This window comes from Betaproteobacteria bacterium (assembly GCA_016709965.1).
Classification (GTDB): Bacteria; Pseudomonadota; Gammaproteobacteria; order Burkholderiales; family Rhodocyclaceae; genus Azonexus; species Azonexus amarohabitans.
Map to the genome: position 1 here is coordinate 758,808 of JADJLT010000006.1, position 13,225 is coordinate 772,032.

Consider the following 13,225-nt stretch of genomic DNA (forward strand, 5'->3'; position numbering starts at 1 on the left):
TTAACCCTGCTTGGCCGGTGCGGCTGCAGTGTCCTTGGCGGGAGCGGCGGCACCTTCTTTGGCCGGGGCTGGAGCGCCCGGCTTTTCACCCGGGCCGTGTGGGGCAACCGGGGCGCCTGGGCGCAGCTTGATCAGGTTGTCGATGATCACCTTGTCGCCAGCCTTCAGACCACCGAGAATGACCCAGTCCTTGCCGCGCCATTCGCCGACCTGCACCGGGCGCGGTGCAACCTTGTCACCTTCACCGGCAAGCATGAGAACAGTACCTTGCTCGGACTGAATGACGGCCGATTGCGGCACCAGGAAAACACCGTCGCGCTCACCGGTAATCAGGCGGATACGGACGAACTGGCCAGGCAGCAACTGGTTGTCATGGTTGTCGAACTCGGCACGCAGGGCTTGGGTGCCGAGCGTGGTGTCGATGTTGCCGGCCAGGAAATTGAGTTTGCCGGTCTTCGGATAAACAGTGCCGTCCGCCAGGATCAGCTCGACCCCGGTAATGTTGCTTCTGGTGGCGCGGCCGCCGGCCAGCTTGGCCAGATCGCTGTCACCGAGGCTGAAGCGAACCCAGATCGGGTTGCTCTGGTAGATTGAGGTGAGCAGGCTGTCGGCACCGGCAGTGATCAGGTTGCCTTCGGATTTCGCAGCGCGGCCGGTGGTGCCGGACACCGGCGCGGTAACGGTCGTCCACGACAGGTTGAGCTGGGCCTGGTGTAGCGCGGCCTGGGCGATGGCATTGGCCGAGGCTGCGTCGTCGTATTCCTTCTGGCTGATCGCCTTGGCCACGATCAGGCCTTTCAGGCGATTCATTTCGCGGCTTGTCTGCTCGGCCTTGGCCTTGGCCTCGGCCAGCGCGATTTCGTAGGTCGAGCGGTCGATCTGGAACAGCGGCTGGCCGGCCTTGACCGTTTCGCCTTCCTGGTAGAGTCGTTTGACCAGAATGCCGGCAACGCGGGCGCGCACTTCGGTTTCACGGGCACCTTCGGTTTGCGCCATGACCTCGACGGAACTGGGTACATTCTGTGGCTGAACGTCGAGCACAGTGACCGGCATCGGCCCCATTGGCGGTGCGCCGGCCGGTTTGCTGTCCGAGCAGCCGGCGAGCAGGGCGGTACCGAGTACGGTCGCGCCAAGGATGATCGAAATGGTTTTACGCCGCGGCAGATTTCCGGAAGTCATGGGAATTGCTCCAAATTTGAAATGTTTGAGCTATTATATACAAACAAGGATGTATGTAAAATATTTCAGGTGAAGGTTGTGATGGCTTAACATGGACAGCGGCCAAGCCAGAAAATTGCCAGGCCCGGAGAGATCAATATGGTTAGAAAAACCAAGGAAGAAGCAGAAAAAACCCGCAAGGAGATTATTGAATCGGCGCGCGCCGTTTTTCACGAATGTGGTGTCAGCCGTTCAACGCTGGAGAAAATTGCCAAGGAAGCCGGCGTCACGCGTGGCGCGGTGTACTGGCATTTCAAGGACAAGGCGGAGCTGTTTTTCGCCATGCGCGCCGATGTCTTCGCTCCCATGGTGGAGCGCACGGATTCGTTCTTGCTATCAGAATCCTACGACAATCCACTGGATGCCATCGAAGCATCGCTGAAGGAGTTCTTCCGCGTGCTTGACGATTGCTCGGTCGTCCGCGAAGTCTTCGAGATCATGATTTCCCGCTGTGAATACGTCGATGAGTTTGCCAGCGTGCAGGATGAGGTGGGTCGTCCGGCCTATGAGTTTCTTGAAAAAATTGAACGTGTCTATCGCAAGGCAGCCGATAAAGGCATGCTGCGCCAGGGGCTGGACCCGCTGGCCACGGCCCGTGACACTTGGGCTTTCACCAGCGGCCTGCTGCATCTGATGCTGGGCTGCCAGAAGGGCTCGGATATTGACAAGCAGATTCCGGCCATGATTACGACCCACATGGCGCTGCGGCGCCGGGGCTAAGCATTTAATGCTCAACCAGTCAGGCCGCCTGGAAGTTTGGCGACGGTCATCTGCCGGAAATACTCGGCGCCGATAATTCCATCCACATTAGACGAGGAATCGCCGGCCATGATAATAAAAAACGCCGTTACCTTGCTGCGTGCTTATACCAGCCTGATTCGCAGCTTGCCCAAAGCCACGGAAGCCATGTTTGCAGCCCGTTCATCGGCCGGGCGTTCAATCAAGATTTTTTTGTTCGGTATCGGCGTCGTCATCCCTTTGGGCTCGCTGATCTGGATCGTTCTGTTCTGGCATGGCAACGGGGTGCTCAGACTCAGGGTAGCCGAGTTGCCGATGCAGAAAATTGAGTTGCTGCCGGCGACCGGGGGCGACGTTTAAAATCGCCGCCGCCTGATTGTTGCCAGCGATGGCAGCGATCAGCTTGGTTGCCGATATTTTCGCCACAGGCTGGCGCTGAAGACAAAGAGGCCCAGCCAGATCAGCGCGAAGCTGATCAAGCGGCCGGTCTGCATCGGTTCGTTGAAGATGAATACGGCGGTCAGAAATTGCAGCGTCGGGTTGATGTACATCAGCATGCCGACGGTCGCCAGATCCAGGCGTTGCGTCGCTGCCGCAAAAGCCATCAGCGGTAGTGCGGTGAGAATACCCGAGCCGACCAATAATGCGGCAACCATGCCGTTATTGGCAGGCCCCGCGGTCAACCGGAAAAAATCGCCAAAAACAAAATGTCCACTTTGCGCCTGCCATAGCGCGTAAATGCCGCAGATTGGCAGCATGACCAGTGTTTCCAGCCACAGACCAGAGATGGCATCGACCGGAACCTGCTTACGGACCAGTCCGTAAGTGCCGAAGGTTGCGGCCAGAAATAGCGAGATCCAAGGCAGGCTGCCAAGGGTGATGACTTCATTAACGATGGCGGCGACGGCCAGGGCGACAGAGATCCATTCCAGCCGATTCAAGCGCTCCTTGAGCACGACGAGGCCGAGCAGGACGTTGACCAATGGCGTCAGGAAATAGCCGAAGCTGGAAGCAACTACTTGCTGATGGGCGACGGCCCACAGAAACATCAACCAGTTGCTGCCGACGAGCAGCGCGGCCAGGGCCAGCATGATGATGTAGCGCGGCGTCCTGAAAACGGCCAGTGCCGTGCCCCAGCGCTGGCGCAGGGTGAGCAGGATGCCGACAAAAACGAAAGCCCAGACGGCCCGATTGGACAGGATATCCATCGGCGAAATACCGGACAACTGGTGAAAGTAGAGCGGAAAGAAACCCCAGATGCCGTAGGCGATCAGGCCGAAGGCGATGCCGGCCAGTGGTCGGTTCGCGGCCATCGGATCAAGGTTGGTCGCGCAGATTGTGCAGCGCCGGCGAGCGGTAGTCGCGCCGGAACAGCACGATCAGCACAAGAATGGCCAGGCCGCCGAGCAGCAGCGGGTTGAGCAGCCAGCCGGAGGCTGCCAGGCCAAAGTAGTAGGCGCGGATGCCACGATTGAAATCGTCGCCGGCCAGATTGTTGGTCCCGGCGACGCGCTGCGCATAGCTGTCGATGCCGGGCTCGCCGGCCTTGCCGAGCGGTGCGGCACCGACGAGGATGGAGAGCAGGTTGAACTGGCGCAGCGACCAGGTGAATTTGAAATAGGCGAAGACGAAGGAAGCGAGCAGCAGCATCAGCTTGATTTCAAGCAATTCGCGATTGCCGGCGCCACCAAAGGGCAGGTCGGCGGTGAAGCTGAGCAGCTTGTCCGAGGCGCCGAGCGCAGCAACCAGGCCGGCGATGATGTAGATGGTGGTGTTGGCGTAGAACGAAACGCTCGTCATCAGATTGCCGATCAAGGTCGAATCCATGACGCGAATGTCGCGCTCCAGCATCCGGTAAGCCCATTGCAGGCGGTATTTCTGACTGGTGCCGATCAATCCGCCAGCGCCGCTGCGGCTATGTTCCGAAAACCAGGCATAGCCCGCCCAGCTGGCAAAAAAGATGGCCAGAGAAATCCAGTCGAGCGTAGCAAGGCGAGGCAAAGCGTGCATTCGAGCATCTTGCCATAGCTCGGACGCTTGCAACATCCGGGAAACCCGGTGTTGTCGAAGGAACGGGGCTGCTCTATCCTGAAAGGCGTAGTCAAGGCGCCGTGGGCGATTTCCCTGTTTTATGACAAAAGGCATCTTCGTGGCACATTGTCGATGACCAGAATGCATTTGCTCTCACTGAGTTTCCATGACTCGGAAACTGAGCATGCGTTCGTCCGCCATTTGCTGCCACGGCTTCGTCTGCAAGGGCGGGCGGCTATCCTTGTCGGCATTTTTGTCTATTTCGTTTATGGTGCGCTCGATCATCTGTACGTCCCGCCGCATCAACTTGGGCTGGTCTGGTCGATCCGTATGGCGGCGTTGACGGTGCCGATTGCGGTACTGGCACTGACGTTTTCGCCATGGTTCGAAGAAGCCAACCAGTTTCCCCTTGCCCTGGTCGGTCTGGCCGCCTCGCTGGGCCTGATTGCCATGCTCTGGCATTTGCCAGTCGAAAGTAGTGCCTACTATTACCCGGGTCTGGTGCTGGCATATTTCTATACCTACAATTTGCTTGGCGCGCGATTCATTGACGCGCTTGGCATCAATATCCTCGTGCTGGCGCTCTACAACCTATTGTTCGGCTATGTGCGGGCCTTTCCTGATCCGATCTTGCTCAGCCAGAATTTTTTCATGATTTCGGCCAACCTGATCGGCGGTGCCGCTGGCTACCTCTCCGAATACCAGCGCCGTCAGCTTTTTCTGCGTGAACAACAGCTGGACCTGGAGCGACAACTGCATCTTGAACGTTCCTTGCATGATCGGCTGACCGGTCTGCCCAACCGCGATCTGCTGGATGACCGGATTACCCAGGCACTGGCGCTGGCGCGTCGTGATTTAGCACGCCATGCGGGATTTTTTGTCGATCTTGATGGTTTCAAGAATTTGAATGATCAGCTCGGGCACGACAGCGGCGATATTGCCTTGCGTGAAATTGCCCGGCGACTGACAGAGGCCATGCGCGAAACCGATACCATTTCGCGTTTGGGTGGTGACGAGTTCTTCCTGCTCGTTCAGGACATCGGCTCCTGCGACAGTGCGGCGCATTTGGCCGAAAAAATGATCAAGTTGATTGAAGAACCGATTCCCGGCCTGCCCGCAGATATGATGCTCAGTGCGAGCATTGGCATCTGCCTTTTCCCGCAGCTCGGGATTACAGCGACGCCCGAGGCGATCATTCATTGTGCCGATCTGGCGATGTACCGGGCCAAGGCAGCCGGCAAGGGCTGTTACCAATTTGTGGAGTGCTGATCGGGTACCTGGCCGGCAATGGAGATCAAACTCCTGTATCCTGCCTGCCTCTGAAAATCTTGCAGGAGCGAACATGGGACAAGCCAAACAACGCGGTACGGTCGAACAGCGTATCGCGCAAGCTCAGGCCAAAATCGAGGAAAGTCGTCCGGAAAAACTGGTTTGCAACGGCTGCGGCGCCGACGTGACCAGCATCAATCCGGTCAGCACCCGTGGCCTGCGCGGTATCGATGCCATCTGGGTCGGCCAGTGCGAATGCGGTCAGACGACCTTCGCCGCCTCCGGCGAGCCGAAGGCAGTCGATGCCTTCTTTTTCGCACTCAGTGAAAATTCCGAATTGACGCTGGGCCGCCAGAACAAGGACGGCGCCGGGCACGAAACGGCCTGATTCGACTATTTCAATTTTGGCCGTTTTTTCCGGTTGACCGCAGCAAGCCCGGTTGACCGGAAAAATCCGGAAATTCAGCTCAGCCAGAGCTTTTTCCAGCCCTCGTGGCCCAGACGTTCCATTGTCTCGATATTGCGTTCGAAAATGGACTCGGCGTCGGGGAAGGCCGCCACTGCCCGGTCAATGCTACTCTCGCGGAGGATATGCAACGTCGGGTAGGGCGAGCGGTTGGTGAAGTTGGCAATGTCGTCCGCTTCGCTGCCGGCAAATTCATAGCGCGGATGCAGGCTGGCAATCTGGAAAACGCCTTCGAAACCCAGGTTGCGAATCAGTGCATCGGCTTCCGCCAGAAAAAAATGAAAATCGAGAAAATCCGTCATCACCAGCGGATGAATCAGCAGCGTGGTGTCCATTTCTTCCGGCGCTGTCTCGGCCAGCCGGGTCAATTCCTGTTCCAGTTCGGCGAGTAATTCGTCGGCAGTCGTGGCGGCGGTCAAGGCGTAACGAACCTGTTTCTTGACGAAGACGCTTTTAGCGAATGGGCAGAGATTCAGCCCGATCACGGCGCGCTCCACCCAGGTTTTCGTCGCGGCAATGATCGCCTCTTCGCTGGCAGCATCGGGATAAGGCATGAGAGTCGGGGTCATGGCGAGGCCTTGCATGGCATGAGCGGCTGATCAGTCGCTCAAAAGCGGGCATTCTAGCGCGTCCGGACGGACGGGCTGGCTGAACGCTGACTGTTACTTGATGCGTGGTAAAGCCGGATCAGTCAGCACCGCCGGCTAGTTCTTTAGTTGCGTGGCAGAAATACGGCCGGCGCTGGGGGCAGCTGCCTTCGGGGCGGGCGGACGTTCGGTATGAACGTGCCTTGGATAGGGGTAAGTGGGGACGGCAACCGGTACGTAAACCGTCTGCGGTCGGGCAATACCTTGGCACTCCGCTTCCATCCGGGCGCGTTGGGTCGCTTCCAGCGCCATCTGGTCAAGGTCACGCCGGCATTCTTCGGCGCTGTTGTATTGGCGGGACGGGCGACTGGCGGCGACTGCCTGCTGCTGCCGGTTGCGCTCCTGCCGTTCAGCCGCTTCTTCGGCCTGCTGAATGGCCTCACGTCTTTCAACGTAATGACGCATGCGCTCAACGTCTCGTTCGGCCTGCAATCTTGATGCTTCGGAAACGTGGTCGTCCGGCCGTACGGTGACCGTGCCGCTACCCGATGTGCAGGGCGTGTTGGCGATCTCCATCTTGCCGTTCGGCAGGCGACATTTGTAGATCTCCGCACTGGCTGTGAGCGGAACTGACGGTAGAAGGAGAAGTGCAATGAACAGTCTGTGCATTGGGTAATTATTCCCCAAAAATGGCTGATTCGCATCTTTCCCGGAACTTTTCAAGCCCGAAATTCGTTCGCTTAAGTCATTTGACGACTGAATCTGGCGGCTGTTGTTTTGACATTGATCGTCTATTTCTAGCGTTGTTCTTCAAGGGTAACAAAATCAGCATAAAATACGAATCTTCTATGCGGTACGCATGCTTAAATCAAGCCGGAGGTCAGGTTGAGTAGGGTATTTGGTTGGCAAAATGGGTGGGTGTAGGTGGTCATTTTGGTGTGGTGCCCTGTGCCTGCTGTTTCTGGGCGGCGCTGCTACGGCTGGCGCCGCTGACGAGCTGACTGAAATCCCGTTTGACCAGCTGATGCATCGGGAGGCCGTACCGGTCATCCAGCTGGCGCAGCAAGTGAGCGACTCACCGTCGGCGGTCACCATAGTCACGGCGGCTGATATTCGGGCCTACGGCTATCGCACGCTGGCCGATGTGATCAACAGCATGCGCGGACTCTATACGACCTACGATCGTCGCTACCAGTATCTGGGGGGGCGCAGCTTTGGTGTGCCGGGCGACTACGCCGGGCGCATCATGCTCCTGATCGACGGCTACGCCACTCAGGACAATCTCTTCAATCAGGCCTACATTGACGATTCCGGCCTCCTCGATCTTGAACTGGTCGAGCGTGTCGAATACGTCCCGGGAACCGGCTCGGTAACTTATGGCAACAACGCCATGCTGGGGATCATCAACGTTGTTACCCGCAAGGGGCGTGACTTCAATGCCGCCCAGTTGTCTGTGGAAATGTCCAGCCACGGTGGCCAGAAGCAGCGGGCGAGCTATGGCAAGCGCTTTGAAAACGGCGCTGATGTCTTGTTTTCGGTGTCGGTGCTGGATGTCAATGGTCGCAATTTGTACTTCCCGGCCTATGACTCGCCGGCGACCAATAATGGAATTGCCGAAAGGCAGGATGGCGAGAGCAACAAGCGGATCTTCGGCAAGTTTTCCTTCGAGGGGCTGACCATCGAAGGGGGCTTTGTTGACCGCAAAAAATCGGTGCCAAGCAACCCCAGCAGCTCGACCGCCTTCAATTCGCCGTTTGTCGTTCAGGACGAAAATGCCTACTTGAATGCCAGTTACCAGGCCGATCTTGGGGCGATGCTCCGCTCGGTGTCGCGCTTTTATCTTGGTCACTATGACTACGATTCAATGCGCGAGTATACCGACTTCAGCGATGGCGAAAAATACGGGCATCGTGATTTTCAGGGACAGTGGTGGGGTTTCGACCAGAAGTTTGTGAGCAACTGGTTTCGCGATCACACCCTGGTTTTCGGGCTTGAATACCGGAACGATCAGCGCCAGAAATTTGATTGGCGCTATCTCTCACCTGAGCGCGCCGTGGTGCGGCAAATCAACGAGTCTTACGCGCGGCAAACCACCAGTTTCTACATCACGGATGAATACCGGATCAATGAGCGTTGGTGGCTCAATCTCGGGGTGCGCTATGACGATGCAAGTGACCTCGATGGCAACTGGAGCCCGCGGCTGGCATTGATTTACAAGCCGGGTTTGCAAACGACCTGGAAGGCTTCGTACAGCGAGGCATTCCGGATGCCGAATGCCAATGAGCGCTCATGGTTTGGTTCGGTCGCCGCGCCCGAATATGTCTCGGCGACCGAGTTGGTGTTGCAGCACGAGTTTTCTCGCCATACCCGTTTTACCGGGTCCTGGTATCGCTATCTTCGAACCAACCAGATGGTCTATAGCGATGCCATTGGCGACTATGCAGCCACCGGCGCCAGTCGCTCTCATGGTCTGGAAATTGAACTGGAAAGCATGTGGGACAACGGCATTCGAACTCGTGGCAGTATGGCCTGGCAGCACGCCATTGATGTCGATGGTGCCGGGCTGGTGAATTCGCCAAATTTCCTGGTCAAGTTCAATCTTACTTTTCCGATGTTGGCCAATACCCTACGTACTGGTCTGGAAGGGCAGTACATCGGCTCGCGCCTGACCCTTGAGAAGAGAAAACTGTCAGGTGTCGCACTCGCCAATCTGACCTTCTCCAGCGAACAAAAGTGGCATGGCATTTCGGCATCGTTAAGCATCCGCAATTTGTTCGACCGTGAATACGAAGTGGTGTCCCCCTTTGACTGGCGCCCTGATAGCGGCGTTGCCCAGGACTCGCTGCGCATGGATGGCCGAACTTATTGGGTTCAGCTCAATTACGATCTTTGAGGTGCCCGGAAGCGCATCCGGAATCCGGACGATAACTAGTCGCGTTCGGCTTCGGCCAGTCGTGCGGCCTGAATCTGCTCATCTGGAGCGCCGATGCGTTCGAGCAGATGGCTATGGCCGATATGGAGTAGCGCTTCGATGGCCTGATAATCATCTGGCAAGGCAGCATCGGTCCAGCTGTTTCCGGTGTGCCGGGCAAGATCGACGGCCAGCTTGACGTTCCGGACATTGGCAGCATCGGCATTGCCAGGGTTCATCAGCGTGCGCAACAGGGGGGGCAATCCCCAATGAGCGACCAACTCGATCATGATCTCATCCAGCGGGGCGCCGAAAATTTCTTGCTGAATGCTGCCTGAGCGCTTGACGCTGTCGTTGGCCAGGCGTTCCTTGGCCTGGCTGGCCAGCGAGGGTGCGAAGCACCACATCAGGATTTCGACAAAGTCATGGAGCAACGCTGCCATGGTGACCTCTTCGAAGCTGGCGTTCTGGCGCAGCAGCGCCCAGTCGCGGGCCCAGGCTGCGGCATGGCGGGAGCGGGCAATGACCTTGAGCAAACCGAGCATGGCCTTCGGATAGCCTTTCAGTTGCTGCTCGATGATCGGCAGATCCTCGAGGCTATCGTAAAAACCCTGGGTACCCATCATGACCAGCGAGCGTTCGATGGTCGTGATATCGGCGGACTGGCTTTTGGATCGGCGCTGCTGCATGGTTCTGAATACCCGCAACGTCATCAGCGGGTCGTGCTCGATGATCGCCGCAAGTTTGCGGGTATTGATTGTCTCTGCCGTGTCGCGCAGCTCGTTGAGCTGCTGCACCGTATGACGCAACACCGGCAGCTCGATTTCCGTGAAATGCTCGACCCATGCGTTGGCGCCCGGGAACGGAAAGTCGATCATCAGGGTCATGGCAAATCCTTTCCGGATCCAGTTACGCGCTGAAGAGCGTTTTCAGGAAATTTTCGACGTAGGCGGGGCGTACGGGTTTGAGAATGTAGCCACGCGCACCCAGCCCGGCTGCCTGCTGGACGATGTTGCGCGATGTATCACCCGTCACCATGACCACGGCAGTTTTAGGACTGACCTCGATAATTCTGGGCAATGCCTCCAGGCCTGAGAGGATGGGCATGTTGACATCAAGAAAGAGCACCGCGGGCTGGTGGGTTTGCGCGGCACGGATCGCTTCTTCGCCATTACTCGCCTGGGCGACGATGTTCATGCCCAATTCAATGAGCACGCCTTTGAGCAGCATGCGAATCGAGCTGTTGTCGTCGGCAATCACGACGGTTCGCTGTTTGGCGCTGCTTTTGCGGGGGGCGGCTTCAACTGGCGGAAGTGAAGGCGAGTTGGTGGCAGCAGGAGGCAGGTCGGGTCGTGAGGCATGCTTGCGAGTCTCGGTTACCTGCTTCAGTTCGTCGATCACCTGTTTCTGCCCGAATGGCTTGCGCAAAAAGCCCGCCGAACCGGCATCTGCGGCCCGTTCCTCAATCCCGGCGCTTTCCGAGGCCGTCATGAACAACACATCGATTTCCGGATGCCTCGCGTTGATCTCTTGCAGGATGTCGAGTCCGTCACGGCCGGGTAGCTGGTAGTCGAGACAGACGATATCCGGAAGCACTTTACCGATGGCTGCCATGACGGTATTGCCGTCTTCGAGCGCGCCCACGACCTCATAGCCTTGGCTGCATAACAAGGCGCTGAGCAAGGTTCGCATCGAGGCATTGTCATCAACGATCAGGATGCGCATCAAAATCTTTCATCGGCTTAGTGGATGCCGGTTTTGGGGTTATTGGGGCAGAGTAGATTGCTACCGCCATGTTAACCGCGAAATGGCGCAATGGGGAGCGTGGGGGTCAGACGGCGCGTTCCGAGACATTGTTTTCTGCCACCTGCGCCGATACCGGCGATTAGCCGACTAGCGTCAAACGTTTTTCCATGAGGCTACCACTTCGTGCTCTATTGACCGCTTTCATGATCGATATAACTCATGAAGGCCGGCACCAGATCGCCATAAAAATTGGATGTCCAGGCAGAGTTTCGGATGAAGTTGGCGAGCAGGAATTGCCATTGCTCATTCGACAGTTGTTCACGCAAGGCCGGGTAGTGTGCCGCCAGCAACTGCGATACGCCCAAAAATACCAGATGGCGATAGGCCCGCAGACCGGCCTCGGCATAGCCTTCAGGGATTACATCAGAGGCACCCCTTACATAATCGAAGAATTCCTCAGGCATGCCAGCTCCCTGTTGATGGTGGTTAGGTCGGGCACATCGTTGTCCCATTCGAGAAGGATCGCCTTGTTGTATTTTTGAGCCAGCATGCGGGTGGCAGTGGCTGTATCGGCTTCGACCGGTTGGCTGTGGGTGTCCATGTAAAGGCCGAAGCGGTCGTCGAACTCGTGGCCGGCTACATGCAGATAGCTGGCCCGCTGGCAATCGATTTGCGACAGGAATTGATCTATCGTCGCTTTGCCGTGGTTCTTGTCATTGACACGAATATTGTTGACGTCGAGAAGGATGTCGCAATCAGCACGCTCGGCGACGCGGGCGAGAAACTCCGCCTCGGACAGGTCGCCGACATTGGTGTAGTAAGTTGTGTTCTCGACACCGATCCGGCGTCCCAGAACATCCTGTACGCTGCGAATCCGGTCGCTGACGCGTATGACCTCCGCCTCGGTGAAGGGAATGGGGAACAGGTCATACAATTGGTGCGCGTCGCCACTGGCGGCGAGATGATCAGAATAGTAGCTAGTCCCGAGGTCATCAATCAGCTCTCGAACCGATCGTAGAAAATCCTGACCAATTTCTCCGTGCCCGCCCAGATTAAGAGACACGCCATGCAACTGGATGGGCCGGCCGATTTCGAGCAAGCGGTAGAGCGGTGCCCGATCCCGCCGGATCCAGTTTTCGGGGGCGACCTCGAAAAAGTCGGCCTTGATGGCTGCAGGTTCCCAGTCCAGCATTTCGCTGCGGAACCCCAGACCAATCCTCGTGGCCACCCCCGTATTCCTCATGACTTGCAGTGCCTTACTTCTTGCTGCAGCTGGCGTCTTTTTTCGAGCAACTGGCTTCTTTCTTAGAGCAAGATGCCTCTTTCTTGGAACAACTGGCCTCCTTCTTCGAGCACGAAGCATCTTTTTTCGAGCATTTGGCATCGGCCGCGCTCATCTGTTCCTTCTTGGCGCATTTACTGTTGGCACCGCAGGACTTGTTGGCCTCACCGGCTACGACGGTGGTGGTGGCGACGATGGTTACGGCCAGGGCGGCCAGGGTCTTCAGATTCATTATCATTCCTTATCTTGGGTGTGTAGGTTTGGGAAAAACGGGAAATCAACGAGCGGTGTAGAAAACGTAGTCGGCCTGGTAGGCGACCTTCATTTCCTGGCCGGCGCTGGCGGTGTCGCAGACCTTGGACGGGGCAGCACCACCGACCGTATTAAGGCGCTGGATATAGCTCACGCCGGTCATGGCACCGTCGCCGGTGGCCGGATTGGCCTTGACCAGTTGCAACGGCAGGTTGCCTGCCGAGTTGGGCGCCACTGCGACCTGTTTGCCGGTGACCTTGGAGCCGTCCTTGCTCTCCCAGGTCGGGCCACCGTAATACTTGCCGACTTCTTTCTTGCCGGCGTCATAGAGGGTTGCGGCGGGAACCACGAAGGTCCAGGCATAACTGCCAGGCTGATCAGCCTTTTCGCGGCAGGCGTAGGTGACCTCGCCGATCCCCACCGTCCAGGCTTTCTGGACATGAGCATCGGGAACGCGGACCTGCTCGGGCAGGGACATGTTGTCGACATTGGCAAATGCTGCGGAGGCGGTTGCCAGGATGGAAACTGAAACTGCAGTGCGCAGTGCTTGCATGACTTTCTCCTTGTCCGTGATGGATGGGTTGGGGGAGCAAAATGTCAGCTCCTGTCATGCATTACGCAGGCTTGAAAAATCCGGATGCAGAGAATTGAAAATATTTTTCCAGTCGAATGCCAACACCGACGAGTGGACGATTTGATATTCGGTTTTTGCAGACAAAAAAACG

The 13,225-nt window shown here is 57.4% G+C and carries 16 protein-coding genes; 5 read left to right on the forward strand and 11 right to left on the reverse strand.

What is annotated here, in order from left to right; genetic code table 11:
- Positions 1 to 1,179 (reverse strand): efflux RND transporter periplasmic adaptor subunit, encoded by a 1,179-nt coding sequence (locus IPJ12_18155; GenBank protein ID MBK7649016.1) that lies wholly within the window; start codon positions 1,177 to 1,179, stop codon positions 1 to 3.
- Between the two features lie 138 nt (positions 1,180 to 1,317).
- On the opposite strand from IPJ12_18155, the gene IPJ12_18160 reads away from it, so the two are divergent.
- A complete protein-coding gene (locus IPJ12_18160) occupies positions 1,318 to 1,938 on the forward strand; it encodes a TetR family transcriptional regulator (GenBank protein MBK7649017.1) in 621 nt (206 codons plus the stop codon).
- A 108-nt stretch (positions 1,939 to 2,046) separates the two neighbouring features.
- Entirely contained in the window at positions 2,047 to 2,316 is a 270-nt protein-coding gene (locus IPJ12_18165; protein ID MBK7649018.1) for a hypothetical protein, read from the forward strand.
- Between the two features lie 38 nt (positions 2,317 to 2,354).
- Here the strand turns inward: IPJ12_18165 and rarD are convergent, their stop codons facing one another.
- Together rarD and IPJ12_18175 are read right to left on the reverse strand one after the other, a co-directional pair.
- The gene (gene rarD, locus IPJ12_18170; GenBank protein MBK7649019.1) at positions 2,355 to 3,269 is read right to left on the reverse strand and encodes an EamA family transporter RarD; all 915 of its coding nucleotides are present in this window, start codon (positions 3,267 to 3,269) and stop codon (positions 2,355 to 2,357) included.
- Positions 3,270 to 3,273: 4 nt separating this feature from the next.
- Entirely contained in the window at positions 3,274 to 3,966 is a 693-nt protein-coding gene (locus IPJ12_18175) for a DUF599 domain-containing protein (protein ID MBK7649020.1), read from the reverse strand.
- A 153-nt stretch (positions 3,967 to 4,119) separates the two neighbouring features.
- Between IPJ12_18175 and IPJ12_18180 the strand changes: the two genes are divergently transcribed.
- Positions 4,120 to 5,256, forward strand: coding sequence for a GGDEF domain-containing protein (locus IPJ12_18180; protein MBK7649021.1), 1,137 nt, complete (start codon positions 4,120 to 4,122; stop codon positions 5,254 to 5,256).
- Positions 5,257 to 5,329: 73 nt separating this feature from the next.
- A complete protein-coding gene (locus IPJ12_18185) occupies positions 5,330 to 5,644 on the forward strand; it encodes a hypothetical protein (protein MBK7649022.1) in 315 nt (104 codons plus the stop codon).
- A gap of 74 nt (positions 5,645 to 5,718) precedes the next feature.
- On the opposite strand, the gene IPJ12_18190 is transcribed toward IPJ12_18185, so the two are convergent.
- Both IPJ12_18190 and IPJ12_18195 read right to left on the reverse strand, forming a co-directional pair.
- Entirely contained in the window at positions 5,719 to 6,291 is a 573-nt protein-coding gene (locus IPJ12_18190) for a DUF1415 domain-containing protein (protein ID MBK7649023.1), read from the reverse strand.
- Positions 6,292 to 6,426: 135 nt separating this feature from the next.
- Positions 6,427 to 6,978, reverse strand: coding sequence for a DUF4124 domain-containing protein (locus IPJ12_18195; protein MBK7649024.1), 552 nt, complete (start codon positions 6,976 to 6,978; stop codon positions 6,427 to 6,429).
- Between the two features lie 241 nt (positions 6,979 to 7,219).
- On the opposite strand from IPJ12_18195, the gene IPJ12_18200 reads away from it, so the two are divergent.
- Complete coding sequence (locus IPJ12_18200; protein MBK7649025.1) at positions 7,220 to 9,202, forward strand: TonB-dependent receptor; 1,983 nt, start codon at positions 7,220 to 7,222, stop codon at positions 9,200 to 9,202.
- Between the two features lie 35 nt (positions 9,203 to 9,237).
- Here IPJ12_18200 and IPJ12_18205 read toward each other — a convergent pair whose 3' ends face one another.
- From IPJ12_18205 to IPJ12_18230, 6 genes are all read right to left on the reverse strand, one after another.
- Positions 9,238 to 10,107, reverse strand: a complete 870-nt coding sequence (locus IPJ12_18205; protein MBK7649026.1) for an HDOD domain-containing protein — start codon at positions 10,105 to 10,107, stop codon at positions 9,238 to 9,240.
- Positions 10,108 to 10,129: 22 nt separating this feature from the next.
- Positions 10,130 to 10,945, reverse strand: coding sequence for a response regulator (locus tag IPJ12_18210; protein MBK7649027.1), 816 nt, complete (start codon positions 10,943 to 10,945; stop codon positions 10,130 to 10,132).
- A 209-nt stretch (positions 10,946 to 11,154) separates the two neighbouring features.
- On the reverse strand, positions 11,155 to 11,430 hold the full coding sequence (locus tag IPJ12_18215) for a putative DNA-binding domain-containing protein (protein ID MBK7649028.1): 276 nt from the start codon (positions 11,428 to 11,430) through the stop codon (positions 11,155 to 11,157).
- Positions 11,403 to 12,209 carry a DUF692 domain-containing protein gene (locus IPJ12_18220; protein ID MBK7649029.1) on the reverse strand — a complete coding sequence of 269 codons (807 nt, stop codon included), beginning with the start codon at positions 12,207 to 12,209 and terminating at the stop codon, positions 11,403 to 11,405. The genes IPJ12_18215 and IPJ12_18220 overlap by 28 nt, the downstream gene beginning before the upstream one ends.
- Positions 12,210 to 12,222: 13 nt before the next feature.
- Positions 12,223 to 12,480, reverse strand: coding sequence for a hypothetical protein (locus tag IPJ12_18225; protein ID MBK7649030.1), 258 nt, complete (start codon positions 12,478 to 12,480; stop codon positions 12,223 to 12,225).
- Between the two features lie 45 nt (positions 12,481 to 12,525).
- Complete coding sequence (locus tag IPJ12_18230; protein MBK7649031.1) at positions 12,526 to 13,053, reverse strand: DUF3455 domain-containing protein; 528 nt, start codon at positions 13,051 to 13,053, stop codon at positions 12,526 to 12,528.
- Between the last annotated feature and the right edge of the window lie 172 nt (positions 13,054 to 13,225).

What these genes read in the sequence shown, in the direction of transcription:
- IPJ12_18155 (MBK7649016.1), bottom strand. Translation starts at nt 1,179, where the DNA reads ATGACTTCCGGAAATCTGCCGCGGCGTAAAACCATTTCGATCATCCTT.
- IPJ12_18160 (MBK7649017.1), top strand. Translation starts at nt 1,318, where the DNA reads ATGGTTAGAAAAACCAAGGAAGAAGCAGAAAAAACCCGCAAGGAGATT.
- IPJ12_18165 (MBK7649018.1), top strand. Translation starts at nt 2,047, where the DNA reads ATGATAATAAAAAACGCCGTTACCTTGCTGCGTGCTTATACCAGCCTG.
- rarD (MBK7649019.1), bottom strand. Translation starts at nt 3,269, where the DNA reads ATGGCCGCGAACCGACCACTGGCCGGCATCGCCTTCGGCCTGATCGCC.
- IPJ12_18175 (MBK7649020.1), bottom strand. Translation starts at nt 3,966, where the DNA reads ATGCACGCTTTGCCTCGCCTTGCTACGCTCGACTGGATTTCTCTGGCC.
- IPJ12_18180 (MBK7649021.1), top strand. Translation starts at nt 4,120, where the DNA reads ATGACCAGAATGCATTTGCTCTCACTGAGTTTCCATGACTCGGAAACT.
- IPJ12_18185 (MBK7649022.1), top strand. Translation starts at nt 5,330, where the DNA reads ATGGGACAAGCCAAACAACGCGGTACGGTCGAACAGCGTATCGCGCAA.
- IPJ12_18190 (MBK7649023.1), bottom strand. Translation starts at nt 6,291, where the DNA reads ATGACCCCGACTCTCATGCCTTATCCCGATGCTGCCAGCGAAGAGGCG.
- IPJ12_18195 (MBK7649024.1), bottom strand. Translation starts at nt 6,978, where the DNA reads ATGCACAGACTGTTCATTGCACTTCTCCTTCTACCGTCAGTTCCGCTC.
- IPJ12_18200 (MBK7649025.1), top strand. Translation starts at nt 7,220, where the DNA reads ATGGGTGGGTGTAGGTGGTCATTTTGGTGTGGTGCCCTGTGCCTGCTG.
- IPJ12_18205 (MBK7649026.1), bottom strand. Translation starts at nt 10,107, where the DNA reads ATGACCCTGATGATCGACTTTCCGTTCCCGGGCGCCAACGCATGGGTC.
- IPJ12_18210 (MBK7649027.1), bottom strand. Translation starts at nt 10,945, where the DNA reads ATGCGCATCCTGATCGTTGATGACAATGCCTCGATGCGAACCTTGCTC.
- IPJ12_18215 (MBK7649028.1), bottom strand. Translation starts at nt 11,430, where the DNA reads ATGCCTGAGGAATTCTTCGATTATGTAAGGGGTGCCTCTGATGTAATC.
- IPJ12_18220 (MBK7649029.1), bottom strand. Translation starts at nt 12,209, where the DNA reads ATGAGGAATACGGGGGTGGCCACGAGGATTGGTCTGGGGTTCCGCAGC.
- IPJ12_18225 (MBK7649030.1), bottom strand. Translation starts at nt 12,480, where the DNA reads ATGAATCTGAAGACCCTGGCCGCCCTGGCCGTAACCATCGTCGCCACC.
- IPJ12_18230 (MBK7649031.1), bottom strand. Translation starts at nt 13,053, where the DNA reads ATGCAAGCACTGCGCACTGCAGTTTCAGTTTCCATCCTGGCAACCGCC.